The sequence below is a fragment of the Cohnella faecalis genome (assembly GCF_003570905.1).
Taxonomy (GTDB): domain Bacteria; phylum Bacillota; class Bacilli; order Paenibacillales; family Paenibacillaceae; genus Cohnella; species Cohnella faecalis.
Genome location: NZ_QXJM01000063.1, coordinates 16,345 through 42,420, shown reverse-complemented (window position 1 = coordinate 42,420; position 26,076 = coordinate 16,345). Strand labels below are relative to the sequence as shown.

The following is a 26,076-nucleotide window of genomic DNA, read 5'->3' as shown; positions in this document are numbered from 1 at the left end:
CATGACCATTCTAATCCCCTCCTATGAACCTGATGAAAGGTTATTAGGACTTATTCATCAACTAAAAGCCGTTAGCGATTCCACGATCCTTGTCGTAGATGACGGCAGCGGAGATGCATACAGCGAAATTTTCGATTCGGCGAGAGAAGCCGGGTGTACGGTCTTAACGCATCGTCATAATCTAGGCAAGGGCCGTGCCCTGAAGACAGGATTCGCCTACCTGCAGCAAAAAGGGGCAACAGAAGGAGTCGTGTGCGCCGACAGCGATGGACAGCATCTTCCGAAGGATATTATGAGGATCGCCCATGCCGTTAACGAGCATCATGACCATGTCGTTCTCGGCAGCAGGCACTTTACGGGGAAGGTTCCCATGCGCAGTCGTTTCGGCAATTCCGCCACCCGAATGGTGTATTCCTATGCGACGGGCACCCCCATTCAAGATACCCAAACCGGACTCCGAGGCTATTCGGTCGATATGCTGGACTGGTTATGCCGTATTCCGGGAGAGCGCTTTGAGTACGAGATGAACATGCTGCTGGAAGCCAAAGCCGCAGGTTATTCCTTAATCGAGGTGCCTATCGATACCGTTTATCTGGATGAGAATAAATCGTCTCATTTTCGTCCGCTTGCCGATTCCGCCAGAGTCTATTTTCCCTTCATTAAGTTCTGCGCATCCTCCGGGTTTTCGGCCATACTTGATTTCGTCCTGCTGCTGCTTATTCAGTGGGTAAGCGCGAATTTATTTATTTCCGTAGCAGGCGCGAGATTATGCAGCTCTATCTTTAACTACACCATGAATCGGAGCTTCGTTTTTGCCAAGGGGAAAGAAGTAGCGATCGGAAAATCCCTGCCCCGGTATTTTGCTCTCGTTATCGTTATCGCTTTGCTGAATTACGGACTCATGCACTTATTGCATGAGCGACTCGGCATTCCGTTAATCGGTTCAAAGCTGTTAACGGAAGCCTCCTTGTTCTTATTTAGTTACTGGTCGCAGCGAAAATTTGTATATTGATGCATAGTTGCCGGGCCTCGGCTTCATCTTCGTTAAAGCTTGATGTATAATTGTTGTAACGATTGAATAGTATAATGAGGAGGTTGACTAAATGAGTAGGATGATCGAAATGGAACGCAAAGTTACCAAATTCGGCAACAGTCTAGGGATCACTATGACCGAAGCGCTAAAAAAAATCGGCCTTGAATTGGGCGACACCGTAATCGTGGATGTACGAGATGACAACAGTGAAATCATTATCAAAAAAGCAAACAAAGTGACTTTGCCCGCAGGGATCGGCACCGACTTTATGGATACTCTGTCTCAAGTAATGGAACAGTACGATGAAACGATAAAAGGCTTGAAGGATCGATAATATGTCTGCTCTCCGATATCTCACCGTTCAGGAAGTCATAGCTATCCATATCGCGCTTATCAAGAAATACAGTCCCGGCGAGCTGATCGGAGTCAAGGATGGAGGGCTGCTGGATTCCGCTATTCTCCGTCCCCAATCATCAGCCTTCGGCGAAGATGCTTATCCTACTCTATTTGAGAAGGCCGCCGCTCTTTTTGAATCAATTGGCCAAAATCACCCTTTTCACAATGCCAACAAAAGAACGGCTTTTGTTGCGCTCGTTATTTTTCTCAAATATAACAGCTATTCTTTTGATATGGAGCAAAAAGCCGCTGAGGATTTCACTGTAGATATGGTGAATCATACGTATACTTTTCGGCAGTTAGCGGAAATGATTGAAAAACAGTGCAGACGGATCTATTAATCTATCTACAGAAGAAAGGTCCCGATCACAATAGAAGTTCCAATAATGATTGACCGAAGCAATTGGGCTACAGCCATGTTTCCTTTGGCGATCTCTTCGCACACCTTGAATTTGGGAGTGAAAAAATCAAATAAAACGTAAACGAGGCATTGAATGACGATTCCGACCCCTGACCATATAAGCATCGAAGTCCAATCGTGTGAACTGAATGAAACCATTGCAACAATAATGCACAGCCCCAGCAGCTTGCTTCCCATGTAAATACCGGCGGCTTCGTTCCCTTTCGATATTTCTTCTCCGTCATTAAACTTTGTCAGTTTGCTAAACACAAATGCTCCCACTAACAGCACAACTAAAAGAATAGCTAATCCGATGCCGACATTCATCAAGTCAATTGAAAAATCCTTCACTGTACTTCCCCCATTTTAGTCATTTCGATATGCTTTAGTCTCTATAATCCTCTTCTTCTGCAATAATGACTGCCGGACTGTAAAAAGCCATATCGCCTGTAATCTCATCGCCGATACGCGGAAGAATTCCCGAGCAATGGCCTCCGATGACATAAGTACCCGTTAACAAATAGCCGGAATACGGTCCATCCTCGGTCATTATCGTAACTTCCTGGAGAGGAAATCGTTTTTGATAAATTTTCGGCTGGTTATTATAGTAATGGCGAATTTCTGATTCCTCGTCATCGATATCGTTAACGCTTTCTGCATGCAATAGAGCTCCATTGCCGTCAAACAATGAAGTTCCTTTCCCTTCGCGGCCCCAAAAGCTTTTTGCCACATAAGGCGTTTCATTTTGAATAAACACCGTAGCCTCATAATAAGAAGGAAGAAGGTAAGTTTCGATTGTTTGGATATCTTCATCGTTAAACAGGGAAAACCCGCAAAATTCCTCTGTTTCATCTCTGCGTTCAAAGAGGGACCAGATTAAGGCCATGAACCCCTTGCTTTGTGTAATGACGCTTTGTACAGGATTAATCAGAGCGAGTTTCCCCTGAACGACCAGGTTCAAAAGAGCTATACCGATTTTTTCACAGCCGTCTCGATCCGTGTCATGCACGAGATATTCCAACGGATAGAGTCTGTATAAAATAGCAATACGCTCCCCATTGGCATACAAACCGTCATTCGGAACGATTTCCAGCTCGCTCAATGGCACGTAGATGCTGTCATATCCCAAATCATCGATGCACTCTCTTACATATTCCGTATTTATCCGATCCTCCAGATGCCATTCATAACTCGAAAAGGCGATCGTACCCTTAATCCCTTTCAATAGATAGAATTCGATTAATTTGGCGAATGATTCCTGAATCGAAGACTTCATGTTGGGAGAGGTAGAGGGCAGAGAAGAATACCGGCTAGTTAATTCATTGGCAAGGTATGAGGTTTCAGGGATTCCCGTCGGAGTATCCGTGTTATTTTCGATACACTTCATGCCGCTGTCGTTAATAATCCAATCTTGCCGGGAAACACCGTGATACGGGATTTCCATTCTTGCCGCAGGTATGAGCGCAGGGAGAATGCCGAGCTGATTAACCAAAAAAGAATCAGGCAAATATTTTTGCGCAAATCGCAAAACCTTCCAATAAACCTTGTCCACTCTCTCAGAAGCGTTCTGAAGCTCCAGCACTTCGCTGCTCTTATACATAGTAAAAGCGGGAACGCAGTATTCCTTTCCGTTCATCCGATGGTATGGAATACGATCGGCAATTTCCCCTTGGAATACTTCGTCGTGGCGCTTGCCGATACTCAGAATCCGATCCATGGCTTCAACCCCCGACACTGCTTTTCCCGCCGCTCCCGAATCCTTTGTAGATGCCCGAATCGGAGCTTGAAGAATTTTTTTTTGAGGCGGAACCGCCGGAATAAACGTAGCCTCCTCCGCCACCGGAGTAACCATTATCATCGCAATTTTCATAGTTTGGGTTACAATTCGATCTGGAAGTTGCCGTACTGCACCCCGTCATAACGGCCGGCACCGTCAACAGAAGGGCAAAAGCGACCATTTTAGAACCTGATATTCGCTTCACGCTATCGCTTGTTAACGCTCCGCTGCTAATTTCCGCCGCATTCTTGTCCACTAATCCTCCACCTCTCTCAAGTACAAAATAACTTTGTTCATATCCGTATCAAAAACGGAATATACTGTCTCGCAAGTGCGGCCGCCGAGTATTAAATAATGGTCCAAAAGCAACTGACTTATCTCAATTAATTCCCGTTCAGGAGCTAGAGCGTCCCTGCGTTGGAACATCGTCGTTTCCGTCCAATATAAAAACTCGGCTTCTATACAAGCGGAGCGGACACACTGCTCGAACAACGGCGCTTTAATATGCGCGCCATACAATTCCAAATCGTTTTCATTAAATGGTTTTGCGTACACGATATGACGCGCGCCTTCCTCGGACTCATTGGAAGTATGCTCGTAGAGCTGGTTGCGAATGACTGTAGCATTAACGAGTTTTCTTAAGAAAATCTCTTCGTTTGGAACGGCTTCCTCCTGAATGCTGCGGAGTACTCGGTCTTCCGAGTCAGACCATTCCCGGTAGCTGAACATACGTACTATCTGCATCCATTTCGCCCTTTCAACTATTCCAAATATCGTTCTGGCATTAACAATTAACCCCATTCATTATAGCTTTAGTAAATGAACGAAAGCTATCTTTTTGGTTCAACTACAAGGTCCTAAGATCTATTTCAAAAATTACTAAAAAGAGATATATTGCTAATAAAAGTTAGCTGTTTTATTGAAGGAGCGAAAAAGAAAATGAAGAAAAAATGGGCGGCAGCCGCCATTAGCGCAGCTTTATTTTTATGTACGGGCGCGGGCGCATATGCGGGCGCAAATTTGCAGGAAATCAAAGCGTACCTGAATAGCGGGATAAAGATTAAAGTCGACGGGAAGCCGGTTAAGCTTCAAGACGCGCAGGGAAATCCCGTCATTCCGATTACTTACAACAATACGACTTATTTGCCCGTTCGCGCTGTTTCCGATGCATTAAAAATTGCGGTAGATTGGGATGGCAGTACATCGACCGTCTTGCTAGGAGAAAAAGTCGACGGCGTCTCCATCGACACAGGAGAACAATTGAGCATTCACACTACTCTTGACCCCACATTTACGACCTACAACGGAAAAAACTATAAAGCCGCTATTACCTATCAAGGCAACGATAGTATCGTGCTTTATCCCAAAAAGAAATATCAAAAGCTCTATTTGCAAATCGCCGCGATCGACAAGGATGTGGATATTGAATTCAAGGACAGCGACACATTCCGAACATTGAAAGAAACGACCACCATCAAGGCAAACAGCGGCTTGAATACGATTGAAGTGGACATCGGCGGCATCGACACGATTTGGGCAGGCGTTACCGCGAAGGAAGGCGGTACGTTCTTCATCCCTCTTACGACCTCCTATTATAAGTAATCGTCCAAGCGAGGTTAATGGGATATTTGGTATAAGTAAAAGGCACCCGAGCGGGTGCCTTTTGCGATTGGGCTTAGCAGTTGGATGCCCTGGTTGCCATCTTGTCCGAATGTCATTGTTGTTAGTTAGACTCCTGGCCCGAACCTTCTGCGGACAGATTCCCCAACAACTCTACAAACGGGACATCCGCCGGAGCCCAGAGGTATTCCCCCAGCTCCGCATGACTTGCCCACCGATATTCGTCATGATCCGCAAGCCGGATCTCCCCGCCCAAGTACTTCGCTCTATAGGCGATCAATTTAATCTGAACGGCACCGTAGTCATGCTCGTTAACCCCGAACAGCTCATAGGCGGCAATCTCAATATTCATTTCCTCCATCAGCTCCCGCTTTAAGCAAGCTTCCGGAGATTCGCCAGGCTCAAGTTTTCCCCCGGGGAATTCCCAAAGGCCCTCCTGTGATTTGCCTTTCTTTCGCCTGGCTATCAGTATATAGCCTTGCCTGTTCTCAATAATGGCCGCGGCCACCTCTATCATATCGTTCACATCCTATACGATGACTTTGTTCGCAGCCGGTATTAGGGCCGGTGGCATTTCTTCCTTCAGCCGCCAGATCATACTCATCGGCTTGCTGCCTTCGTGCCTGACATATTCCGCCTCACCCAGGAAGACGAACGGGGATGTGTAGTTATGCTCCTCTTTGTATTCCCGGACGAACAAAGCGATTCGCGTTCCTTGCTGCTTGTGGTGAATGTATCGCTGTGCTGTTTTAGATTCCTCGGAAGTCCGGCTTTGAGTTTGCCAATGAAATAACCGCTCATTGATTGCATAATCTTCGTATAGCGTGGAAGGCGAGAAGTCCTTGTCCGATTTATTAAGCGTAATAAAGAAAATGTCGGTTTGCTTGTCCTCGAAATACTTCACGCCTTCACGGAAGCTCGGCGCTTTCTCCTCGTTCCAGTAGCCGAAAGCGGCCAACACTTGATCCATCGAGTAGCTGCAATGAATATCCAAGGGGCATGCGTACGTAAATTCGTTCCTCTTGTCCACGAAACCAATGTGCGACAAGTTGATCTTCAGAATGTCGACGATTTCCTCACGGAAGACGGAGCAGGACATAATCGCTTCAATCGCTTGCTCGACGTTTTCAAACCCTTGCTTCCTCGGCTCTGATCGGTAGAACGTAAAGTAGAACAGATTCAGCATCAGCCGCTCTTCTTCCGTCTGCGGCTGCGCACCTTCCTGCAAATAGGCAAGAACAAACCGCAATAATCGCCGCGAGTTAAGACTAAGCAATGCCGGGATTCGCTTCGTTAAATACTCGCCGTTTTCCCACTCATAAGCATCCATTAGCCCTGCCTCTACCTTAAGGCCATTAAACGTACGATTGCCGGTTCTTCCTCCATAAAGATCATACAAGCTAAGCCCGTGATAATGTAAAAAGCTTTCCAGAGTTAGCTTTAAGCCGCTATCCCCTTCAAAATATTTTATTTTGTTAATCAAGCTTCTCCGAGTCGTCGTCGATTGCTTAAGGTTGCGAAGAATATATACCTTCGCTTGCTTTTCAAGCTGAATAAAGCTCCCGCGAGGGAGATTCGAAAAGCCGTGCTCCACGTAATGCTGCACCGAATGCTTCGTTTTCCCGATTAGAGCTCGGAACTTATCTTGAAAATTGTAGTCTTGGTGGGCCTGTCCGATAAAATCGAGTACAGTAAGGCACTCTTTCCCTTCGGCTAGACGCAGGCCGCGTCCTAATTGCTGCAGGAACACGGTCAAGCTCTCGGTTGGACGAAGGAACAGGATCGTGTTAACCTCCGGAATGTCAATCCCTTCGTTGTACAGATCCACGACGAAGATCATCCTGATGTCGCCGCTTACGAGTCGGCTTTTCGCTTGATTCCGGTCTTCATCGCTCGATTTTCCGTGCAGCGCAATTGCGGGCATTCCAGCTTCCTCGAAAATTTTGGCCATATATAAAGCATGATCGACCCCGACGCAAAAACCGAGCCCTTTCACCTGCTCCAGCTCTGTAACATACTTCTTCATACTGTTAAAAATTTGCATGGCCCGAATCTTATTGTTCGTATACAAGTTTTCCAGCTCCGCGAGGTCGTAACCACGCCTGGACCACTTCACCTGCGACAGGTCGACTTGATCGGTGACGCCGAAGTACTGAAAAGGACTCAACAGCTTCCGATCAATAGCATCCGTTAATCGAATTTCAGCAGCGATCGTATCGTCGAAGTAACCCAGAACGTCTTTTCCATCCATACGCTCCGGCGTAGCGGTGAGACCGAGTAAAATCCGAGGCCTATAATAAGCGAGCAGCTTCTGGTACGATGGCGCCGCTGCATGATGGAACTCATCCACAATAATATAATCGTAGAACTCCGGCGTCGTATTTTCCGCGAGTCGCATGGAATTGAAGCTCTGAATGCTAATGAAAAGATGGTCTAGCGACTGAGCTTGGTTGCTGCCTACATGCAGCTCGCCGAAGTTCAGATCCTTCAGAATGTACCGGAATGTATCTCGGCTTTGCTTCAAAATTTCTTCCCGGTGAGCAACGAACAGCAGCCGCGCATGCGAGCGCTGTTTGGCAAATCGTTTGTAATCAAAAGCGGATACGACCGTCTTCCCGACTCCCGTGGCGGCAACAACCAGATTGTTCGTGCGTCCGTAAAGCGTTCTTTGGGCTTCGAGCTTTTCAAGAATTTCTTTTTGGAAGTCGTAAGGAGTGATTTCGAACGGAAAATAAAGCGAAGCTTGCCCAGGTGGTTTGTTTTTTCGAAGAGCCTGCTGCAATTGGTGTCCGTGCTCCACATCAGATGAAATAAAGCTCTTGAACTCCCTGTCGTTCCAGTAGCTTTCGAAGGTCGCTTCGATTTTCTTGAGGACATCGTAAGAGTCCTTCTCGGTGACCTTTAGGTTCCATTCCAGGCCGCTGGTCAGCGCAGGATTGGAAAGATTGGATGAACCGACGTAAGCAGTCGTAAAGCCGGTGTCCCGTTTGAAAACATAAGCTTTTGCATGCAGTCGGGTCCGGTCGGTGTCGTAGGAAATTTTAATTTCCGTGTTGGTGAGCTTGCTAAGCTCCATGACTGCTTTGTAGTCTGTCGCTTCCATATAAGTTGTCGTGATGACTCGCAGCTGTCCGCCGTTCGAAGTGAATTGTTCAAGCTGCTCCATTAAGCAACGAAGCCCGCTCCATTTAATGAACGAAACGAGAAAATCGATCCGATCCGCCGTCACAATCTCATGCTTTAGCTCATACAGCATATTCGGTTCCGAGTGCGAGCCTGTGAATAGCGAGCTTTGCGATAACGGTGTCGCCGGGCGGACTATTTTCTCATCCTTGAAGGAGCGGATATGATTGATCTTCGAATAGATGTAAGTAAGGATTTCGCCCTGCTCGTCGAGCTTAAGCTGCTCGCATTCCTCCGGCCCAAGGCTGCTCTTAAGCGTCGCGATCATTTCATTGCAGGTTTGGACTTGGGCGAGTATAAGCTCCTCGTCATTGCTTGTTTGTTCGCGCACCATCTTCAAGGCTCTCCGGGTGACAAGACCTATGTAGTTGGAAAGCAGCTTTCGCGCCTCTTCGACATCCAGCTTTTCTTTGCCCACGTTAAAGACTGCCGCATCCAAGCCGGATAGCCGCTGCGCGGTAATTTGGTTGATAACTTGCTCATAAAGGCCTTGTTTCATATTGCTAAAGCCTCCTGTTGTTCTCAGTTCAAAGTAGTCACAAATTATATATAACAATTTCAATTTTCATGCATAGATCCCCTTCTTGATAGGACAAAAGAATCGTTTTGTTTCCGCATATATCCGCTTCCGCAATTTGCATAACCGTGGAGACGAGTTGTAATTTACCTAAAGACTATCTTGCCGAATCACAACAAAATGAAGCGGCAACCCCACTCTGGGGTTACCGCTTCATTTTGTTAAATTAGATCCTGCGTTCAAAAACCAAAACATTTCGTCTGGATGATACAAGACGGAATCCGTGTGTCAGAAGACAACTCTCAGCAAAAATCACACGTCTTCCGATTACCAAGAATCGGGTACAAGGTCTAGCACTACCGACTATCCGGACGGCTATGATTAATCTGCGGCCAGTTACAATACTGCGTCTAAACCTAATTGTTACCACATCGGTTCGTATGCGAGTCATATCAATCACCTCGCTTTCCTATAAGTCAATATAGGGGATGCGAGATTAAGCAAAAAGGTAACGGATAAATCGCCATAAAGCCATACAACCATTCATCACTGACTGGCTTCTTTGTGCATTCTAAATATACCTTTACAGGAATATTCCTGATAAGGTATATTATGAGTGTAAAATTAAAACCAAACAATGAGAGGATGTTTGTTCATGGCAAAACTTACACCGTATATTATCTCTGAGGACTCAAGAGCCCAAGCTGCGTTCTACATAAGCTCGCTCGGCGGGGAAGTTGTGTCCGTTATGACGCATGGCCAAATGGGGGATGCCTCGGAAGCAAACAAGGACAAGGTCATGCACCTGTGTGTTGCTGTCGCGGGAATTAACCTGTTTATGAGCGATTTCGCTGACCATACTCATGGGAATGGCATTAGCTTGAATCTTGAATTCTCTTCGGAAGGCGAAGGCCTCGATGCCTATACCAAGCTTTCGGATGGCGGTAATGTGCAATTCCCTTTCGGACCGGCACCTTGGGGCGGCTTTTTCGGACAGCTCGTGGACAAGTTTGGTGTGCCCTGGATGATTACCGCTTCTTAGGCCAATTTGAAGCGAAAGCATCGTTACCAAGCGCAAAAAAATGCGTTTTGTAACGATGCTTTTTGCATAATACATGGTGCCGTATAAGCTACTACCCCATTTGAGAAAGAATCTGCCAATCGATTTCTCGGCTCCCCACCGTCCGCAAAAATTGATTGGCCCGGGAAAACGGCCGGCTGCCAAAAAAGCCTCTATGAGCCGACAACGGACTCGGATGCGGCGATCGAATTAACAAATGCTTTCTATTAGTAATAAGCTCCGCTTTCTTCTGGGCGTGGCTTCCCCATAACAGGAACACCACAGGCTCATTCTTTCCGTTGATTACCTCGATGACTCTATCGGTGAAACTCTCCCATCCTCTGTCTTTATGGGAATTCGCTTCGTTTGCCCTTACAGTGAGCGCCGTATTCAGCAACAACACCCCTTGCTGCGCCCAGTTAAGCAAGTGTCCGTTATTCGGAATATAGCATCCCAAGTCATCGCGCAATTCCTTAAACATATTTTGCAAGGATGGGGGCGTACTAATACCGGCTTTGACGGAAAAGCTCAAGCCATGGGCTTGTCCCGGGCCATGATAAGGGTCCTGCCCCAAAATAACGACTTTGGTGTCCGCAAGCGACGTATAATGCAAAGCGTTAAAAATATCGTATTTGTCCGGATAGACGGTCTTCGTTCGATATTCTTCGATTAGGAACTGGCGCAATTTCAAATAGTACGCTTTTTCAAACTCTTGTTCCAAATAGGGCGCCCAGTCGTTTTTTAAGATCGCCATTCCAGGCTCCGTCCTCCCCTACCGAATCTCATTTTCCGCAACACTTTTTGTACTTTTTCCCGCTTCCGCACGGACAAGGATCGTTTCTCCCGACTTTATTCGATATCGGTCTGGCTGTCTGACCGGCGCCTCCCCCTAACTCAGCCGGTGTATGGCCGCGATTAGACCAAATTCTCGTATGATTATAGACGTCTATGATCAACGGCATGATCGCCTGCACTTGCGCATTATTATCAAAAATAATGTCTCTTCTCTCAAACTCCCCCATTATCACACTCAGCGGCTCTTCCATTGAGCAAGCTACCTGAATATCATCCACAAGGTTTTCTACAAATTCTTTATCCTTGCATAAGTGCTTCAAAATAAAAGCCCGCAAGCTGACCAACTGCGGAGTTTCTTCGAAATAGCCGGAATCCGCGTATTTCAAAAACTCCGGTTGGGGCGGAATGTAGTACGGCTTGTGCTTGGCCCTCTCCAGCAGCGCTTTCAACTCTTCGTCTTGATCCTCCGAGTCAAAATAGTTGCTAATGATGTACCCTTGATTCAAGTACCATTCTTGACCTCTGCCGGAAGCTAAATTGAGAAAAGAAATGAGCTCGTTCTCGTCTACTTGTTTTTCATTCTGAGCGTTAAAAATTTCGATGGTTTTGTCCAGCGTACAGATCCCGTACAAATTCGCCGATGCGCTTATATACTGATTGATCAATTGGCAGCGGTCACGAGCTTCATGAAACGATTGCTGCGACAACTGCCGATACGAGTCCTTGATTTCCTCCGGGATGGAGTAGATTAGCTTGTCCTCATAATAAAAAGAAAACAGCAAGCCCCGATTCATCAAAAACAAATACATCCTCGGAGTGAGCGTTTCCTCTTGGACATACGGGGCTTTCAAAAGCTTATTAAACAAATTCCACTCTTCGGCATCCGAAATGATCAATGTCGTTTCCAGTTCGTAAACATCCGGAATAAGCTCGAACAGCGCATCCGCAAGCTCCTGCTTGCTCATCTTGGAGCGCCCCAAAAGATCGCGATTCGTTGCTATCTCATACAAGCGAGTCTTGGGCAGAAGCCGAAGGATGTCGCTCAACTTTGTTACTGCTTCGCTTTTAATCGCATGCTCTATATTTTTTTGTATGATGTATTTTTCAAATTCCATTGTTATCCACCCTCTTGAATTCGTATAGATAATACTACTGTATCGCATTAAATCATGATTTCAAGCCCAATAGGTCTTGTCGTTTACAGTCGTCAGGAAGTGCTGTAATCTTATACTATCGTAAGACAGCGCTCAAAGGAAAGGAGCTCCACGATGACGACGCACTGCCAAAGGTGTGTAAGTGAAGATGACTTCGCCAAAGCAAGCTTGTTCATGCTGGCCCACAAGCGCGACCTGCATCTGTCTTATACGACCTTGGAAATGGTAACTCTCATCTATTCTTACATAACTCAAGGCCATCTGATATGCACCATCGATGCCGATCATCGTGTCGTAGCAGTTGGCGCCTATTACTACGGAACGCCCGATCAGGAATTTCAGGATAAAGATGTCGCCTTGTTGGACATAGCCATTATTGATAAAGGCTTTCGCGGATCGCGGCTATTTATTCAGGGGCTGCAATATATGGTGAACGCGATCGGCGAAGAACATCCGGAGGTTCGGGAGCTCAGGCTTGCCGCCTTGGCCGGGAACGACTACTTATGCCGACTGTATGCCAAGTTTACAAGCTCCCGCTTCGACCGCGAAGGCACACATGGCAAAGAAGTCGTTTTTTGCGAGGAAATGAATACTCTTAGAGGTACCCTAAAAAAATATTCAAGGTTATAATGGATTAGGAATAAAATCCTAAATAGGAGGCGAATCGACATGTATCCAGCAAAACCTAATACCAAAGAGATTGTTAAAGGAAGCGGATTCGGTAAAATCGTCCAAGTTAACGACAATCTGCGGGCGCAATTGCAAGCAAAATAATGCCTTTCGAATTCCGAATAAGCAACTTCGAGATGGATCATGAAGCCTACATGGACTTTTTGATTCGCCATCACGACGAATTGAACTTGCCTTACCCTTTTGCCATGAAGCTCAGCTTCATTAGCAGTCCCCTCTTTCTAGGCAAGGCGATGCTCGTCATCGACGAGGTATCCTACCGCATGGTCGGCGCTGCCGGCTTCGGTTACGGCACCGGGCCGGGCGATTACGAGGATCGGCATATTTGCCAAGTTGAGGTAGCTTTTATTGAAGAACATTTGCGCTGTACCTCCTTGTTCGCACAGGGGCTGCGCGCACTGGTCGACGCCATCCAATCGGACAACCCCGACGTTCGGCAAGTTCAGTTCTGGGCTTCCGCGACGGAGGAGAGGCTGAATCGGCTCTTTGCCAAATTTCTTGCCCTGCCCGGCTCCACCAGATCCACCGTGAACGGCTTGGCGCTCTTCACGGTGCCGCTCCACGAACTGGAAGCCTATTGCAGCCGTCTGCGGAGATCGGTCATTGCCGGAAACAATGAAAAAGCCTGACGCCGGAAATTTGGGCGCAGGCTTTTTCATTGTTGAGTAATGAAGTATCGATGAACTTTGCTCATAAATCATTTTATTGGTATGTTGCGTTATAACGTGCCGGTCCTCTAAAAACTTCCCGGACATGCCACTCAATAAAAGTCTCCTTCGGCTGATACACCGGATGAATTGGCGCTCGAATGCGTTTGCCATGGAATCTCATCAGCCATTCCTCAAACCCCTGCGTTCCATGCGCTTCCTCGGCGACGAGCATTTCCCGTTCTCCGGTTATCGTAAATACCCCACGGTCGAACAACTTGTGGTGCAACGTACATAAAGCAATTCCATTCTCTTCACTGTCCGGTCCACCGGCTTGATGCCATTGAATATGTGCCGCATCAACAGCAACCAGATTATGACCTAATCGAACATTAAACCCGCATATAGCACAGCTAAACTCGTAAGCCTTCAAGATCTTATTGCGGAAATCAGGGTCGCGTCTTCGTTTTGTCGCCAAAGACAGCTGCAACCCTACTTCATCCACGAGATCCTGGTGAACCGACTGTGGAAAATGATCGTGAAGCAGTTGCTCGGCGATTTCTTGAATCAGCCTGCTGCTGCCTTGCAGCAGAGCTAATACTGCCGGATCGAATCCACCTGCCGCGTGATCTGTTATGAGCTGCTTATCGGAAAATTTATGTTTATTTACAGGAATATTGAGTTTCCATATACCATCAGTCGTTAGTCTCACGAATGGTTCTTCCGGGTGATAGGACTTTCTTGGCGGGCCAAATTCGAATAGAAGCTTCCTTAGCTTCGCTCTAGTATCTGCATAAGACAAAATGGTTTGGTTTTGCTGAAGCTGAGCTAATGCGAAGAGCAGAAGCAACGGCTTGTGCGGAGCTCTTTGACCGTTCTTTTTCCATATCGAGAGATTGGCAATCCTTTTCCGCAGTTCTTCGTCATTCATATGATCTGCCCCTGGAATAGTCTGCCGACGTAATTAACGCCGATAGACTCTTATTCGACAATCAGCAGGAAATAACCTCCATACAACTAGTTTAGTAGTAAAAAAAGATGTACATAATAAGTGTACTTCAATATAATTTAAATTAGCGAAAAGCATTGATATACCAGTATTTTTAAGTGTAAAAAGGTGGTGTAAAAAAATGACTTACTTTTTTGCTTACGAACACTTTGATACTACAGAAGGACGTTTAATCTATAAACCCAATCTCAATCCCTACGACTATGAAATACAACAACTTATCCTTGAGGCAGAGCGAAATATAGGGGCTTTAGCTAGACTTGGATTAAAAAACCATCCATTAAAACCCACAATCCTGCGTAACTCACTAGTTAGAACAGCTCATTTCACAACTAAAATTGAACAGAATAAACTGGAGTACAAAGAAGTAGAGCAACTTTATCAAAATTACAAGAGAAACCCACTTACTATAAAACAAAAGGCTCAATTGGAAGTTAAGAACGTCTTTGAGACCTATGAATATATTTACAGTTTAGAGCCAAATAAAGATTTCACAGACATGGATGAACCTGTATTAAAAAAAATCCAACACACTTTAATGAACGACTTAACCGGCTATCCAGAGGGTTATAGAAATATACCGGTAGCACTTCAAGACGGTGATGGGCACATTAGTTATCAACCCCCTGCCTTCAATGAAGTGCCACGACTCATGCAGGCCTACTTTTCCTGGCTATACACTAGTGTTACTGGATTTTTGAACCCCTATGAAACGGAAAAAGTAAATCTCGAAAAGAAAGTGCATCCTCTGATTATTTCTGGGGTAACCCACCATTTAATAGGCTATATCCACCCATTTCCTGACGGTAATGGGAGAGCAGCTCGAGCATTCTCAACTTTGGTTGGCTTAATTCATCCCGACCTCGCTACAATCAAGGATGCATTTAGTGTTGAAGAATTCTTCGATAAAAGAATCGAGGATTATTACGACACGCTTATGACTGCAACTCAAGGAAACCTAAAGCCTTTTATTGTATTTTATCTGGAATGCGTTAATGCATCTCTTACCAAAGTTCTCAAAGAACTCCAACGTTACGATAAGATAAAACATATCCGTGAACTATTGGGAAGAGGGCATGCTAAAACAATGTTCGAGTTAATTAGCAGGATGGAAGACGGAGAGATATTTCATAGGCAACTGTTTGATGATATCTTGGCAGCCTCCCCTTCAAGTATTGCCAAAAACATTTCAAAACTTAAAGAGTTGGGAGTTATAAAATCAGGTCCTAGCCGAGGAGAATATATCGTTTGCATTGCAGATTAGACCCATACGATAAATTGACCTCGCGCTCCACGCAAAGAAGCCAGCCTAATGCGGCTGGTTCCTTTGCGCGAAGGCGGCCGTGACTTAGCGAATCCACAATCCGCCGTCGCTTAATGCTTTTAGCAATCCTTATTGGTCTTGCCTGCTTTCATACGCTTGAATGCCCAACGCCAGCGCACCGCATAATCCCGCATTATCTCCCAGACCCGGTTTAACAATATATTGATCAATCTTTTCCAGAAGATGCTCGCTATGCACATACCCTTTAAGATTGCTCTGTACCTCGCGCTGAATCATTGGAAACAGGTGCTTTTGCTGCATGACTCCCCCGCCTAGAATAACCTTTTTGGGCGACAACATGAGGACTGCGTTTGCGACTGCCTGACCTATATAGTAGGCTTCCATTTCCCATGCCGGGTGTGAGTTCGGGAGTTCTATTCCTTTCAAGCCCCATCTCTTCTCAATAGCAGGACCCGAGGCCAATCCCTCCAGACAATCTTGGTGGTAGGGACAAGCTCCAGCAAACTCATCCTCTGAATGTCGTCTAATCAGGATGTGGCCGCCTTCCGGGTGAACGAGGCCGTGAACCGATTTGCCTTCCATGTAGATCCCCATACCGATACCGGTACCTATCGTTATATAAATACAGCTATCCAGTCCTTTGGCAGCCCCCCACATGGACTCCCCATATGCGGCTGCATTAACATCCGTATCCCATCCAAAAGGAACATTGAATTCCTGCTTAAGTACAGCTAAGATGGGGTAATTCGACCAACCCGGCTTGGGAGTTGTCGTAATAGATCCATACGCAGGGCTGCCGCGATCCAGATTAATAGGACCAAACGATCCCACACCGATAGCTTCCACGTTTTTATTATTGAAAAACTCCGCTACCTTTTGGATCGTCTGTCTGGGCTCCTCAGTCGCTATGCTAATACGTTCCTCTATTTTTCCTTCCGCATTCCCAATGCCGCAAACAATTTTAGTACCCCCAGCCTCAATCGCTCCAAACCGCACGCTCTGTACCTCCATATTTAATAACGCCTTTGGAAACCTGAAGGGTCGGATACAATTCCATAGCTGCCGGCACTTCATCTGGATCAAATCGGTGTGAAATAAGAGATTGGACTTGAACTACCCCTTGATCAATAAGCGAGATGGCCTCCTCATGTGTACAAGGATTAATAAAAGAGCCCCGAATGACAAGTTCCTTGGAAAAAACCTCAAAAGGATTAATAGATATGGACGTCTTAGGAGAAGAAACGCCAAAGAGCAGCACCTGTCCGCCTTTTCTAGCTGCCGCACAGGCCAGCTCCATGCTTTCTTTCCTGCCGACGCATTCAATTACAACATCATAGCCCGACCCAATAGAGTCTGCAGTCCCGGCCGATAACGGTTGAACCACTTCATCTGCTCCGAGCCCAAACAATAATGAATATTTGCTTTCGACTGGTTCGCTAACCACTATTCGCGATACATGCTCACGCTTGGCCAGTTGGGTGAATAGCTGACCGATAAAGCCTCCGCCAATAATAAGAACCTTGCTTAAAGGGGAAAATTGCAGCTTCCTGAAGCCATGCAGCACGCATCCCAACGGCTCAACCAACGCCGCTTCTTCGAAGCTCATGCTATCGGGGATTAGGTAACAGTTTCTGGCTGGAACGGCGCAAAACTGCCCCATACCTCCATCTCTCGTAACACCGATAGCTTGCAGATGATCGCACAGATGCTCGCGTCCGCTCCGGCAATAGCTGCACTGTCTGCAGTAAAGATTAGGGTCTATCGAAACGCGATCCCCTATATTAAAACCGGCTACACCCTGACCGATCTTCGTAATTACACCGGCCAGCTCATGCCCAAGAATAACAGGCGGTTGGACTTGCGCCGATCCAGGATTACCGTGATAGATATGCTGATCCGTACCGCATATGCCGCAGCATATCACCTCTATCATGACCTCGTCGGCTTGCAGCTCATGAACGGGCACGTCTAAAGTTTCCATTTGTTTAACGCCCTTTAATACTACCGCCTTCATGGCTGTCCCCTTCTTCCTTTCATAATGCCGCTCGGAATCCTTAATCCGTTCCGTTAGGATATACGATTACCTTCAAGGTGTCGCTCTTCGAGGTCAAAGCTCGCTCCATGGCTGCCCACGTTTCTGCGAGCGGAAAGCGGTCCGTAATGATCGCATCTAGATCGGTCATACCCGAAGACAAGAAGCGAATGCCGTCCGGATACGTATTGGCATAACGAAAAACACCGAAGATATCGAGCTCGTTATCGACGATAAATGGAATAGGAAGCGGAATATCGCCCTGTGGCGGAAGACCGACAATCGCCAACGCTCCTCCGCGTCGCAACGACTTCAGTGCCGAAAGCAGCGCCCGATCGTTACCGGCCGTCTCGAATGCTGCGTCAGCGCCGATTCCGCCTGTCAGCTCTTCTATGATGGCTGCAGCATCGTCTCGATTAACCTGAATGGCGTGTGTAGCGCCAAGCTGCCGAGCTGCATTCAACCGCTTTTCCTCAAGATCGGCTACGATAATCGTCCCCGCTCCGAAAGCTTTGACCGCTATTACCGCCATTAAACCTACCGGGCCCATGCCCATAATGACTACCGCGGAGCCTGGTTGTACGCCGGCTCTGCGCGCGGCATGAATGCCCACCGAGAACGGCTCTACTAGAGCCGCCGTTTCGTAGGACATCGTTGTCGGAATCTCAAACAGGAAATCTTCACGATGCGTCATATATTGGACGAACGCCCCGTCGACTGGCGGCGTCGCAAGAAATTGGACGTCCGGACACAGGTTGTACCTGCCTGCTTTACAGGCTGAGCATGTGCCGCAGGTCACGCCCGGCTCAACAGCAACTCGATCGCCGACTGCCACCCTCGTCACATTCTCCCCAATCGCGACAACCTCTCCTGCACACTCGTGCCCTAATACGAAAGGGCCCTCCACCACATACCGACCGATTCGCCCATGCTCGTAATAGTGAATATCCGATCCGCACACCCCAACAGCCATTACCTTGATGAGCGCTTCGTTCGCCCGAGGCTTCGGTATCGGGTGATCCTCCATGCGAATTTGTCTAGTTCCGGTCATCACTGCAGCTTTCATCGTCTCGGGCAGCTTAATCGTCTGACTCATGATTTATCACTCTTTTCCTAATCACGTAAAAGCTCCATCTAGTTCGCAGTCTTCAAATCGCGCGGCAATACGACACCCTGCTCGTGCAACAGCTTCTGCAGCTGCGCCGTGTTGACATGACGCGGCTGCACGCCGTTACGACTAGCCAGAGCCGCGCCGGCACCGGCCGCTTGTCCGAGAGCGAAGGCACACGGCATCACGCGAATTGCGCCGAGCGCTTCATGCGTCGCCGATACGCAACGACCTGCCAAGAGCAGGCCGTCCGTTTCGGCCGGCACCAGAATACGATACGGCAGCTGATAAATATTCGCTGTATGATAGGCTGCATCGAACTCCGTAGTCACTTCATTCGGACTATGAATATCGATCGGATAACCGTATAGCGCGATGACATCGTCGAAATCTCGTCCTGTTACGATATCATCGGCTGTCAGCACATATTCGCCGACCAAGCGCCGCGTCTCCCTGATCCCGATCTGTGCCGCCGTATCTATCAACGTAGCATTCTCAAAGCCCGGGAAGTACTTACGGAAGAACGCGATCAGCTCGAATACCTGCTTGCGTCCCTCAATCTCCGCGTTGGTCAAATCTGCGACATTCGTACCGTCGAGCCCCTGTATTCGGGATGTATTGACGCGGTACACCCCCGGTTGCGTCGTCCGATATACACCGAGGTGGTTCTTCTTTACTTGCCATTCGCCTGTTTTGCGCTTCTCCTCGATCAGCGTATGGAACAGCATATGCTGCTCCTCCGGATGCTCCTCAACATAGCGTTCTATCTTCTCATCGTCGACGCCGGCCACGCGGAAGAACATCGTCATCGGCTGTGTCATTCCATCGGATTTGCGCCCGACTTCCATGGCGCTGCCTGCTTTATACGCAACATCTCCGTCTGCGCTGCAATCTATGGTCACTTTGGCATGAATCGCCTGCGGACCGGATTTATTCAGAATGATGCCGCCCTTGACGCACCCGTCCTCAACTATCGTATCCATGAAGAACGAGTGCAGGAACATCTGCACGCCGCTCTCCACCATCATCTCGGCCGCAACCAGCTTAACCGCTTCAGGGTCGAACGGAGTCACATGATCATGGCCTTTAATGAAGAAACCTGAAAAGGAGCTGCCGGCAGCTACATTCTCCGGATGCATCGCACCCCCGATCTTCTCCATTCGTACGACCAACTCGTCGAATACTCCCTTAACCAGCTGAGTTTCCCCATCGTCACTATATGACGTCATGAAAGGGCCGACTAAACCTGCCGTTGCGTTGCCGCCCAAAAATCCGTATCGTTCCACGATTGCCGTGGTCGCCCCGGCACGGGCAGCTGCAATCGCAGCGCCAATACCGGCAGGCCCGCCGCCGATGACAAGCACGTCAACTTGAGCGATAACCGGAATACTAACCTTATAATCAATATGTTCGGACATCTTATTCATCGTATTCATAGTCTCCTCAAGCCTCCATCTGGACGCCAAGATCCATAAGCCTGCTTCTAACTAAGCTTGGGTTTAGCAATCTTGGAGTTGTCTTGTCTTTAACCGACAATGCAGCTGCAATTCCTGTCCCCTGTCCCATAGCCATGCAAATACTCATGACTCGATAGGAAGCGTGAGCTCTATGCGTCCCGGAAATGCATCTTCCCGTCAATATCAGATTATCGACTCCAACCGGAATGAAGCAGCGATAAGGAATGTCGTAAGGCTGCACTTCTTCAGGGATGCCCTCAGCCTGGCCTCCGCCGATCGGATTATGAATGTCTACAATGAAATTAGCATTATGAACAATGGCATCCTCGAATTTTCTGCCCTCTGCCAGATCATCGTCCGTAAGAATATATTCACCGATAAATCTGCGAGTTTCACGAACGCCAAGGGTATTGGCGCTGGAGCTGATTTGGCTATTCTCGTAGCCTGGAACGTATTTCCTCAAGAAGATCATGAGTTCGTTCATTTGATTTCTTAGTTCTACCTCTGCCTTGATGAGGTCTTTAACATCCGTAGCATCTATGCCATTGGATTGAGTCGTATTGACTCGACGTTCTCCCGGCGCTACCGTACGATGCAGACGAACCGAGGTCATCACTTCGGGCAGAAGGCCTTCTCTTACGCAGCGTGCCGTAAAATCATTAAATCTCTCATCGCCTAGCATGACATCGTCGACTTCGCCGATGCAGGCAATGGCACGACTTTCATCCACACCGTTAATCGTAAATTCCAAGGTAACAGGCTGCATAAGTCCATCCGAAGTTCTTCCCACTTGAAAGCCGGCTCCGGAGAAAAACGCGATATCGCCATCTCCAGTCGCGTCCAGCGTAATTTCCGCGGTAAGGGCATACATCCCTTTCTTCCCGGATATGACAAGGCCGCTCAGCTTATTCTCATCCATGATCACGTCGCAAATCGGAGATTGCAGATAGATATCAACCCCTGCGTTTCTTACAAAGTTTGTGATCACGCGTTTTGCTTTTTCCCCATCGTGCGCCACTCCGATGACGCCGAGATAGTCATTGTCCGGAACACCCAAGAGACCCATAAGTTCATCGCGCAGGCCGCCCGGTGCAACCGAACCTAGAACGGGCCCAACGTGACCCATTGTCAAATTCCCGCCCAAAACTCCGTATCTTTCAATCAAAGCAACAGTTGCACCCTCCCGTGCTGCTGCAACAGCTGCGCATATTCCAGCCGGGCCGCTGCCTGCTACAATGACATCATAGTGTTTTTTGACAGCTAAACTTTTTTTATATTGTACTTCCGACATAGTAAACATTCCTCTCTAATGAACAATCCAATTGTATGATTTTGTATATTTTCTAATATTGAGTTATCCCTTAACGGCTCCTACGGTAAGACCTTCGATAAATTGCTTCTGCGCAGCTAGGAAAATGAAGATGATCGGTACTGTGGCAATCAAATTCCCTGCCATCAGCACACCGTATTTTAAGTCATAGGGATTGGCGTACAGAGTCGCCAGCCCAAGAGGCAAGGTCATCATTTCCGTCGACCTGATCATAATCAGCGGCCAGAAATAGCTGCTCCATGAGTTCAGCCAGAGGAAGATAGCCAATACGCCAATACCCGGTTTGATAAGCGGAAGAACGATCCTGAAGTAGATCCCGTATTCATTCAGACCGTCAATACGAGCAGACTCCAGCACCTCGTTCGGCAACGAGGTTTCAATAAACTGTTTGATCAGGAAGATACCAAACATACTCACTGCATACGGCAGGATTAGCGATGCATATTTGTCGATAAGCCCGACATTAACCATGATATTGAACACCGGAATAATGGTCACGATCTCAGGAATGGCAACGGTCCCTAGAACAGTCCAGAAGATGATGTTCTTGAACTTGAAATTATAGGAAGCAAATGCAAAGCCAGATGCCGTACAGATTAACAAACCGAGCGCAACTGCAAGAACACTTACGATGAAGCTGTTTTTGAACCACATCATGTATAGCGTTTCATTAAAAAGCTCCCGATAGCTATCCAACGTCGGTCGTGTGGGAAAGAGCGATTTGCTCAGGCTGTAGAAGTCCCCCGTACTCTTCAACGAGTTCACGATCAACCAATAAAAAGGAATTAATACGATAATGGCAAACAATATTAATGTCGCATGAATACCTATTTTGACAATTAATTCGTTTCTTTTCTTCGCCTTCATGGGTTACACCCCCTTACGAGTCTGCAGTTGTTTAACCTTTGCTTGACTTGGATGAATTTTTCTCGCTGAGACCTCTTACATATATAATGGAGAAGACCATCATAAAGAGTGTCATAATATACGCTACCGCAGAACCCTTGCTCAGGTTCCCATCAAGGAAGCTGGTTTGATACAAGTAAATTTGAAGCGTAAGAGTACTGTTCGCTGGTCCACCCTGAGTCAATATCCAAGGCTCATCGAATATTTCGAAGGATAAAATGGTCGACATGATGATAACAAACATGAGCATAGGCTTCAAAAGCGGCAAAGTAATTCTGAAGAAGGTTCTGACCACCCCGGCCCCATCAATCTGAGCCGCTTCGTAGACCTCGTTAGGGATCCCCGAAAGACCTGCAAGGAAATAGGCGCAATAGTATCCCATCCCCCGCCATACACGCATGATGATGATACCCCACATAGCCAGATCGACATCACTGAACCAACGCGCTGTGAATTCTTCTCCGAACATCGAATAGATGACGCTGATGAAACCAATGTTCCTTGCGAAAATCATATCGAATACGATAGCTACAACTGGAAGCATCATAGCCATTGGCATAAAATAAACGGATCTATATATGTTTCGCCCTCTGATTTTGGGTGACTTAACAATAACCGCAAGCACCAAAGCACAAGAAATCATGATCACGTTATACACACCGACAAAATAGAACGTGTTCTTGGTAGCAATCCAGAAAACCCTGTCACTTATGAGCTCTCGATAATTATCCAGCCCAATAAACTTGTAGCCATTCCCGAAATACTCCGTAAAGCTAATGAAGAACGACCATACAATTGGCCAGAGCCTGAATACAAGAAAGAAGAAAATAAACGGAAACAGAAGCACATACGGCACGACACTTTTATGGTTCATAAATCTTTTGAGCATAATTAACATATCCCTTGTTCACCACCTTGCAGATTAAATCCCTTTTTCATTGGGCTTTCGGCAGCGAGAGGCTTGTGAATTATAGAATCTAAAACACAAGCCCATCTGCTTAACCCCTCATTTACCTGCCTGTGTCTTTAGCTATCCAATTCTCAATGTTTCGCGCTGTGGCAGCAGCATCCTGTTTCCCAGTGAACATAAGATCGATCTGCTCGCCAACGATCGCCTCAACCTTGGAGAAATCAAAGTAGTAGAACGGCTTAACATCGTTGATTTTGGAAATAGGGCTCGATCCGGAGAAGTAGTCGTCTCCTTTTGTGAAGACCGGATCTTTAATCGCTTCCAGATTGCTTGGAACCGATCCCCATGAAGAATACATCGCTTGCTGCCCTTCCGTTGTCGTGCTTAACCATTGTGCATATTTTACGACCGCTTCCTTGGCAGGCGACATGTCAGGAATTCCGATTGCCGTACCGCCCCAGTATCCGGTCAACTGCTCGTCCTTATCATCCCATTTCGGGAACGGCATGACATCCCATTTGCCCGCAAGCTCAGGAGCATTGGTCTTGAGGTTGCTGCCTTCCGCGATATTCATTGGCCATGCCACGATTTTTCCTGCCTTGAATTCGCCCCAGAATTCAGGAGTAAAGAATTTAATGCCTTCGCTAATGCCGCTCTTATAAACATCGTTAAACCAATTCAAGACATATTCCAGCTCTGCATTATTTTTAATGACTTTGCCGTCTTCCGTGAAGAAGTTGCCTCCGCGCGACTGCAAGAACATAGCAACTTCATTTGCGCCCCATGTGCCCGCCGGATTAAAGATAGGCATAATGTATAAGCCTTTTTTCTTTAGTTTTTCACCTGCGGCCAGGAATTCATTCCATGTTTTAATTTCGCCGATGCCGTTTTCTTCGAATACATCTTTTCTGTACCAGAGAACGCCTGGGGATACATCCGGAGCCATACCGTAATATTTCCCATCATAAGAGAGGAGACTTGTAACGGCTGGCGAGAACTTATCGAGGGAACCCTCCAAGTAGGAGGTAACATCCATTAGCTTGCCGGTTCTAGAAATGTTCGAGAACGTTCTTTGCGGTTGTTGGAACATGTCAGGCGCGCCTGTACCGGACGCCAATGCGATGAGCAGCTTTTGTTGAATGTCTGTATGAGACATCTGCACAAGCTCAATTTCCACTTCGTCTTGCATCGAGTTATATTTATCAACCGCTGCCTGTTGTGCAGATAACCATGTCCAATAAACGGCTTTGATCTTTTCTTTCTTCCCGGTTTCGCCAGACGGCTTCGTGGTTGCTCCTGACGGTGCTGTAGTCCCGGAATCAGTAGCTTTCGACGAGTTGTTCGAGCTTGCGCAACCAGTCAGCGCCAGAGTAAATGCCATGAGCAAGGCGAACGCAATCAAACCTGTTTTTTTCAATTTTGTTATCCCCTTATTAATTAGATTGGTTGCAGCAATCATTAAAAGCGGCAGTCACTCTACAAGCCAAAGTATTTTAGGTTGTGCAGTACTTGCCCTATTTACTATGTGGAATTTTCCTTTTTACCCATTGGAGCCACCTCCTTCTATTATTGGAACGTTCTAATTTTTGCGGACGCGTTGCCCATTGAAGCTTACCGAACCCTGACTCCACTACGGTATGGAATTAATGCGCTTACATTAATGCGCTTACATTATCGAAGCTAGAGTGACCTAGCTTCTAACGATAACCGAATCCCTGTGGACCAATGTAGTCGGAATGACCATCGATACTCTTTTGCTTTTCGGCCGGGCAATCCGATTTAACAAGATCCTGCAAGCTTCCTCGCCAATAAGCTCCTTGTTGATATCCACCGTGGAAAGAGCAGGCACGGAATAACCCGAAAGGATCGAGTTCTCATAGCTGATCATAGAAATATCTTCAGGAATTCTTACTTTTTGCTCATATAAGTAACGCATAATCCCTAGAGCGATGCTGTCATTAGCCGCAAGAATCGCGTCAGGCCGCTTTCCGGCTTCCCAAATGTCTTTAATGGCCTGATAGCCTCCGGCACCATTATTATGTTCGGCATTTATCGACCACTTCTCCTCCGGCTTAACCTCCGAGCTGTCAATCGCTTTCTGAAAGCCGTTATATCGATCAACACTTGTACTGAATGTGACCGGACAATTGATGTAGCAAAGCTTTTTATGTCCCGTTTCTAGCAGATGGGTTGTGGACAAGAATACGCCCTGCTCCAAATCTGCAGTTATATAATCAAAAAACTCATTTTTGCGCCCAACAACAACCGTTGGTATCCCGCAATCCTTTATTTTTTTAGCAAAGTCATCGCCGAATAGACCGCCTATGATAAAAAGTCCATCTATGCGATTGTTTTTAATCAACAACGGCAAGTCATTGCTATTCTCAGGAATACAAAATCGCTCATTCAGCAAACCGAAATCGGTGTTCACCAATCCTTTGGGTATGCCGATGCTTACATCATAGGAGAATATCTCTGTGTCCGAATCGAAATTATAGGATTTCTGAGATAAGTTTTCGACCATGGTTAAGACGCCAAGAATATTGGTTTTTCTCGAAGTAAGGCCCCGAGCATTGATGTTTGGTACGTACCCAAGCTCTTCAATAGCTCTAAGAACCTTATATTTCGTCTCTAGCTTAATAGCAGGACTATTGTTAATAACGAGTGAAACCGTGCTTTTCGATACGTTGGCTCTACGCGCCACATCAATAATTGTAACAGCCATAATATCCTCGAATCTGAATTGTATTTTTATTGCATGCGTTTT

At 46.9% G+C, this 26,076-nt stretch carries 25 protein-coding genes; 8 read left to right on the top strand and 17 right to left on the bottom strand.

Annotated elements, in window-relative coordinates:
* The first annotated feature begins 1 nt into the window (after nucleotide 1).
* The 3 genes from D3H35_RS29720 (at nucleotide 2) to D3H35_RS29710 (ending at nucleotide 1,770) form a co-directional block, all read left to right on the top strand.
* Nucleotides 2-1,012: a bifunctional glycosyltransferase family 2/GtrA family protein gene (locus D3H35_RS29720; RefSeq protein WP_119152662.1), complete on the top strand. Its 1,011-nt coding sequence runs from the start codon at nucleotides 2-4 to the stop codon at nucleotides 1,010-1,012.
* A gap of 91 nt (nucleotides 1,013-1,103) precedes the next feature.
* Nucleotides 1,104-1,367, top strand: a complete 264-nt coding sequence (locus tag D3H35_RS29715; RefSeq protein WP_119152661.1) for an AbrB/MazE/SpoVT family DNA-binding domain-containing protein — start codon at nucleotides 1,104-1,106, stop codon at nucleotides 1,365-1,367.
* A 1-nt stretch (nucleotide 1,368) separates the two neighbouring features.
* A complete protein-coding gene (locus D3H35_RS29710; protein WP_119152660.1) occupies nucleotides 1,369-1,770 on the top strand; it encodes a type II toxin-antitoxin system death-on-curing family toxin in 402 nt (133 codons plus the stop codon).
* A gap of 5 nt (nucleotides 1,771-1,775) precedes the next feature.
* Here D3H35_RS29710 and D3H35_RS29705 read toward each other — a convergent pair whose 3' ends face one another.
* The 3 genes from D3H35_RS29705 to D3H35_RS29690 form a co-directional block, all read right to left on the bottom strand.
* Nucleotides 1,776-2,156, bottom strand: coding sequence for a DUF350 domain-containing protein (locus D3H35_RS29705; RefSeq protein ID WP_119152659.1), 381 nt, complete (start codon nucleotides 2,154-2,156; stop codon nucleotides 1,776-1,778).
* Nucleotides 2,157-2,214: 58 nt separating this feature from the next.
* Nucleotides 2,215-3,699 carry a glutathionylspermidine synthase family protein gene (locus D3H35_RS29700; protein ID WP_233568246.1) on the bottom strand — a complete coding sequence of 495 codons (1,485 nt, stop codon included), beginning with the start codon at nucleotides 3,697-3,699 and terminating at the stop codon, nucleotides 2,215-2,217.
* Nucleotides 3,700-3,861: 162 nt separating this feature from the next.
* A complete protein-coding gene (locus D3H35_RS29690) occupies nucleotides 3,862-4,335 on the bottom strand; it encodes a hypothetical protein (protein ID WP_147355990.1) in 474 nt (157 codons plus the stop codon).
* A gap of 210 nt (nucleotides 4,336-4,545) precedes the next feature.
* Between D3H35_RS29690 and D3H35_RS29685 the strand changes: the two genes are divergently transcribed.
* Nucleotides 4,546-5,208 carry a stalk domain-containing protein gene (locus tag D3H35_RS29685; protein ID WP_119152657.1) on the top strand — a complete coding sequence of 221 codons (663 nt, stop codon included), beginning with the start codon at nucleotides 4,546-4,548 and terminating at the stop codon, nucleotides 5,206-5,208.
* 121 nt (nucleotides 5,209-5,329) lie between these two features.
* Here the strand turns inward: D3H35_RS29685 and mutT are convergent, their stop codons facing one another.
* Nucleotides 5,330-5,743, bottom strand: coding sequence for an 8-oxo-dGTP diphosphatase MutT (gene mutT, locus D3H35_RS29680; protein ID WP_119152656.1), 414 nt, complete (start codon nucleotides 5,741-5,743; stop codon nucleotides 5,330-5,332).
* A gap of 12 nt (nucleotides 5,744-5,755) precedes the next feature.
* On the bottom strand, nucleotides 5,756-8,908 hold the full coding sequence (locus D3H35_RS29675) for a DUF3427 domain-containing protein (RefSeq protein ID WP_119152655.1): 3,153 nt from the start codon (nucleotides 8,906-8,908) through the stop codon (nucleotides 5,756-5,758).
* A gap of 673 nt (nucleotides 8,909-9,581) precedes the next feature.
* Here D3H35_RS29675 and D3H35_RS29670 point away from each other — a divergent pair.
* Nucleotides 9,582-9,968: a VOC family protein gene (locus D3H35_RS29670; protein ID WP_119152654.1), complete on the top strand. Its 387-nt coding sequence runs from the start codon at nucleotides 9,582-9,584 to the stop codon at nucleotides 9,966-9,968.
* 91 nt (nucleotides 9,969-10,059) lie between these two features.
* Here D3H35_RS29670 and D3H35_RS29665 read toward each other — a convergent pair whose 3' ends face one another.
* Both D3H35_RS29665 and D3H35_RS29660 read right to left on the bottom strand, forming a co-directional pair.
* Nucleotides 10,060-10,740, bottom strand: coding sequence for a uracil-DNA glycosylase (locus tag D3H35_RS29665; protein ID WP_119152653.1), 681 nt, complete (start codon nucleotides 10,738-10,740; stop codon nucleotides 10,060-10,062).
* 28 nt (nucleotides 10,741-10,768) lie between these two features.
* Nucleotides 10,769-11,746 carry a YecA/YgfB family protein gene (locus tag D3H35_RS29660; protein ID WP_158594367.1) on the bottom strand — a complete coding sequence of 326 codons (978 nt, stop codon included), beginning with the start codon at nucleotides 11,744-11,746 and terminating at the stop codon, nucleotides 10,769-10,771.
* A gap of 303 nt (nucleotides 11,747-12,049) precedes the next feature.
* Here D3H35_RS29660 and D3H35_RS29655 point away from each other — a divergent pair, with 303 nt between their 5' ends.
* Together D3H35_RS29655 and D3H35_RS29650 are read left to right on the top strand one after the other, a co-directional pair.
* Entirely contained in the window at nucleotides 12,050-12,565 is a 516-nt protein-coding gene (locus D3H35_RS29655; RefSeq protein ID WP_119152651.1) for a hypothetical protein, read from the top strand.
* Between the two features lie 143 nt (nucleotides 12,566-12,708).
* Complete coding sequence (locus D3H35_RS29650) at nucleotides 12,709-13,254, top strand: hypothetical protein (protein WP_119152650.1); 546 nt, start codon at nucleotides 12,709-12,711, stop codon at nucleotides 13,252-13,254.
* 73 nt (nucleotides 13,255-13,327) lie between these two features.
* Here D3H35_RS29650 and D3H35_RS29645 read toward each other — a convergent pair whose 3' ends face one another.
* On the bottom strand, nucleotides 13,328-14,203 hold the full coding sequence (locus D3H35_RS29645; protein ID WP_119152649.1) for a phosphorothioated DNA-binding restriction endonuclease: 876 nt from the start codon (nucleotides 14,201-14,203) through the stop codon (nucleotides 13,328-13,330).
* A 199-nt stretch (nucleotides 14,204-14,402) separates the two neighbouring features.
* On the opposite strand from D3H35_RS29645, the gene D3H35_RS29640 reads away from it, so the two are divergent.
* Entirely contained in the window at nucleotides 14,403-15,545 is a 1,143-nt protein-coding gene (locus tag D3H35_RS29640; protein WP_119152648.1) for a Fic family protein, read from the top strand.
* A 129-nt stretch (nucleotides 15,546-15,674) separates the two neighbouring features.
* Here D3H35_RS29640 and D3H35_RS29635 read toward each other — a convergent pair whose 3' ends face one another.
* From D3H35_RS29635 to D3H35_RS29595, 9 genes are all read right to left on the bottom strand, one after another.
* Nucleotides 15,675-16,562 (bottom strand): ROK family protein, encoded by an 888-nt coding sequence (locus tag D3H35_RS29635; protein WP_119152647.1) that lies wholly within the window; start codon nucleotides 16,560-16,562, stop codon nucleotides 15,675-15,677.
* On the bottom strand, nucleotides 16,543-17,580 hold the full coding sequence (locus tag D3H35_RS29630) for a zinc-dependent alcohol dehydrogenase family protein (protein WP_119152646.1): 1,038 nt from the start codon (nucleotides 17,578-17,580) through the stop codon (nucleotides 16,543-16,545). The genes D3H35_RS29635 and D3H35_RS29630 overlap by 20 nt, the downstream gene beginning before the upstream one ends.
* A 40-nt stretch (nucleotides 17,581-17,620) precedes the next feature.
* A complete protein-coding gene (locus tag D3H35_RS29625; RefSeq protein ID WP_119152645.1) occupies nucleotides 17,621-18,694 on the bottom strand; it encodes an NAD(P)-dependent alcohol dehydrogenase in 1,074 nt (357 codons plus the stop codon).
* Between the two features lie 38 nt (nucleotides 18,695-18,732).
* Nucleotides 18,733-20,133: an FAD-dependent oxidoreductase gene (locus D3H35_RS29620; protein WP_199728649.1), complete on the bottom strand. Its 1,401-nt coding sequence runs from the start codon at nucleotides 20,131-20,133 to the stop codon at nucleotides 18,733-18,735.
* A gap of 16 nt (nucleotides 20,134-20,149) precedes the next feature.
* Nucleotides 20,150-21,454, bottom strand: coding sequence for an FAD-dependent oxidoreductase (locus tag D3H35_RS29615; protein ID WP_119152644.1), 1,305 nt, complete (start codon nucleotides 21,452-21,454; stop codon nucleotides 20,150-20,152).
* A 63-nt stretch (nucleotides 21,455-21,517) separates the two neighbouring features.
* Nucleotides 21,518-22,360 carry a carbohydrate ABC transporter permease gene (locus D3H35_RS29610; RefSeq protein ID WP_119152643.1) on the bottom strand — a complete coding sequence of 281 codons (843 nt, stop codon included), beginning with the start codon at nucleotides 22,358-22,360 and terminating at the stop codon, nucleotides 21,518-21,520.
* Between the two features lie 31 nt (nucleotides 22,361-22,391).
* Nucleotides 22,392-23,288: a carbohydrate ABC transporter permease gene (locus tag D3H35_RS29605; RefSeq protein WP_158594365.1), complete on the bottom strand. Its 897-nt coding sequence runs from the start codon at nucleotides 23,286-23,288 to the stop codon at nucleotides 22,392-22,394.
* A gap of 121 nt (nucleotides 23,289-23,409) precedes the next feature.
* Nucleotides 23,410-24,726 (bottom strand): ABC transporter substrate-binding protein, encoded by a 1,317-nt coding sequence (locus D3H35_RS29600; protein ID WP_158594364.1) that lies wholly within the window; start codon nucleotides 24,724-24,726, stop codon nucleotides 23,410-23,412.
* A 273-nt stretch (nucleotides 24,727-24,999) separates the two neighbouring features.
* A complete protein-coding gene (locus D3H35_RS29595; protein WP_119152640.1) occupies nucleotides 25,000-26,034 on the bottom strand; it encodes a LacI family DNA-binding transcriptional regulator in 1,035 nt (344 codons plus the stop codon).
* Nucleotides 26,035-26,076 lie beyond the last annotated feature (42 nt).

Excerpts from the sequence above, each read along its gene's own strand:
- D3H35_RS29710 (WP_119152660.1), top strand. The coding sequence starts at position 1,369 with ATGTCTGCTCTCCGATATCTCACCGTTCAGGAAGTCATAGCTATCCAT.
- D3H35_RS29655 (WP_119152651.1), top strand. The coding sequence starts at position 12,050 with ATGACGACGCACTGCCAAAGGTGTGTAAGTGAAGATGACTTCGCCAAA.
- D3H35_RS29715 (WP_119152661.1), top strand. The coding sequence starts at position 1,104 with ATGAGTAGGATGATCGAAATGGAACGCAAAGTTACCAAATTCGGCAAC.
- D3H35_RS29705 (WP_119152659.1), bottom strand. The coding sequence starts at position 2,156 with ATGAATGTCGGCATCGGATTAGCTATTCTTTTAGTTGTGCTGTTAGTG.
- D3H35_RS29630 (WP_119152646.1), bottom strand. The coding sequence starts at position 17,580 with ATGAAGGCGGTAGTATTAAAGGGCGTTAAACAAATGGAAACTTTAGAC.
- D3H35_RS29595 (WP_119152640.1), bottom strand. The coding sequence starts at position 26,034 with ATGGCTGTTACAATTATTGATGTGGCGCGTAGAGCCAACGTATCGAAA.
- D3H35_RS29645 (WP_119152649.1), bottom strand. The coding sequence starts at position 14,203 with ATGAATGACGAAGAACTGCGGAAAAGGATTGCCAATCTCTCGATATGG.
- D3H35_RS29620 (WP_199728649.1), bottom strand. The coding sequence starts at position 20,133 with ATGAATAAGATGTCCGAACATATTGATTATAAGGTTAGTATTCCGGTT.
- D3H35_RS29615 (WP_119152644.1), bottom strand. The coding sequence starts at position 21,454 with ATGTCGGAAGTACAATATAAAAAAAGTTTAGCTGTCAAAAAACACTAT.
- D3H35_RS29670 (WP_119152654.1), top strand. The coding sequence starts at position 9,582 with ATGGCAAAACTTACACCGTATATTATCTCTGAGGACTCAAGAGCCCAA.
- D3H35_RS29605 (WP_158594365.1), bottom strand. The coding sequence starts at position 23,288 with ATGCTCAAAAGATTTATGAACCATAAAAGTGTCGTGCCGTATGTGCTT.
- D3H35_RS29625 (WP_119152645.1), bottom strand. The coding sequence starts at position 18,694 with ATGAGTCAGACGATTAAGCTGCCCGAGACGATGAAAGCTGCAGTGATG.
- D3H35_RS29640 (WP_119152648.1), top strand. The coding sequence starts at position 14,403 with ATGACTTACTTTTTTGCTTACGAACACTTTGATACTACAGAAGGACGT.
- D3H35_RS29700 (WP_233568246.1), bottom strand. The coding sequence starts at position 3,699 with ATGAAAATTGCGATGATAATGGTTACTCCGGTGGCGGAGGAGGCTACG.
- D3H35_RS29650 (WP_119152650.1), top strand. The coding sequence starts at position 12,709 with ATGCCTTTCGAATTCCGAATAAGCAACTTCGAGATGGATCATGAAGCC.
- D3H35_RS29660 (WP_158594367.1), bottom strand. The coding sequence starts at position 11,746 with ATGAGCAAGCAGGAGCTTGCGGATGCGCTGTTCGAGCTTATTCCGGAT.
- D3H35_RS29720 (WP_119152662.1), top strand. The coding sequence starts at position 2 with ATGACCATTCTAATCCCCTCCTATGAACCTGATGAAAGGTTATTAGGA.
- D3H35_RS29675 (WP_119152655.1), bottom strand. The coding sequence starts at position 8,908 with ATGAAACAAGGCCTTTATGAGCAAGTTATCAACCAAATTACCGCGCAG.
- mutT (WP_119152656.1), bottom strand. The coding sequence starts at position 5,743 with ATGATAGAGGTGGCCGCGGCCATTATTGAGAACAGGCAAGGCTATATA.
- D3H35_RS29665 (WP_119152653.1), bottom strand. The coding sequence starts at position 10,740 with ATGGCGATCTTAAAAAACGACTGGGCGCCCTATTTGGAACAAGAGTTT.
- D3H35_RS29690 (WP_147355990.1), bottom strand. The coding sequence starts at position 4,335 with ATGTTCAGCTACCGGGAATGGTCTGACTCGGAAGACCGAGTACTCCGC.
- D3H35_RS29685 (WP_119152657.1), top strand. The coding sequence starts at position 4,546 with ATGAAGAAAAAATGGGCGGCAGCCGCCATTAGCGCAGCTTTATTTTTA.
- D3H35_RS29610 (WP_119152643.1), bottom strand. The coding sequence starts at position 22,360 with ATGAAGGCGAAGAAAAGAAACGAATTAATTGTCAAAATAGGTATTCAT.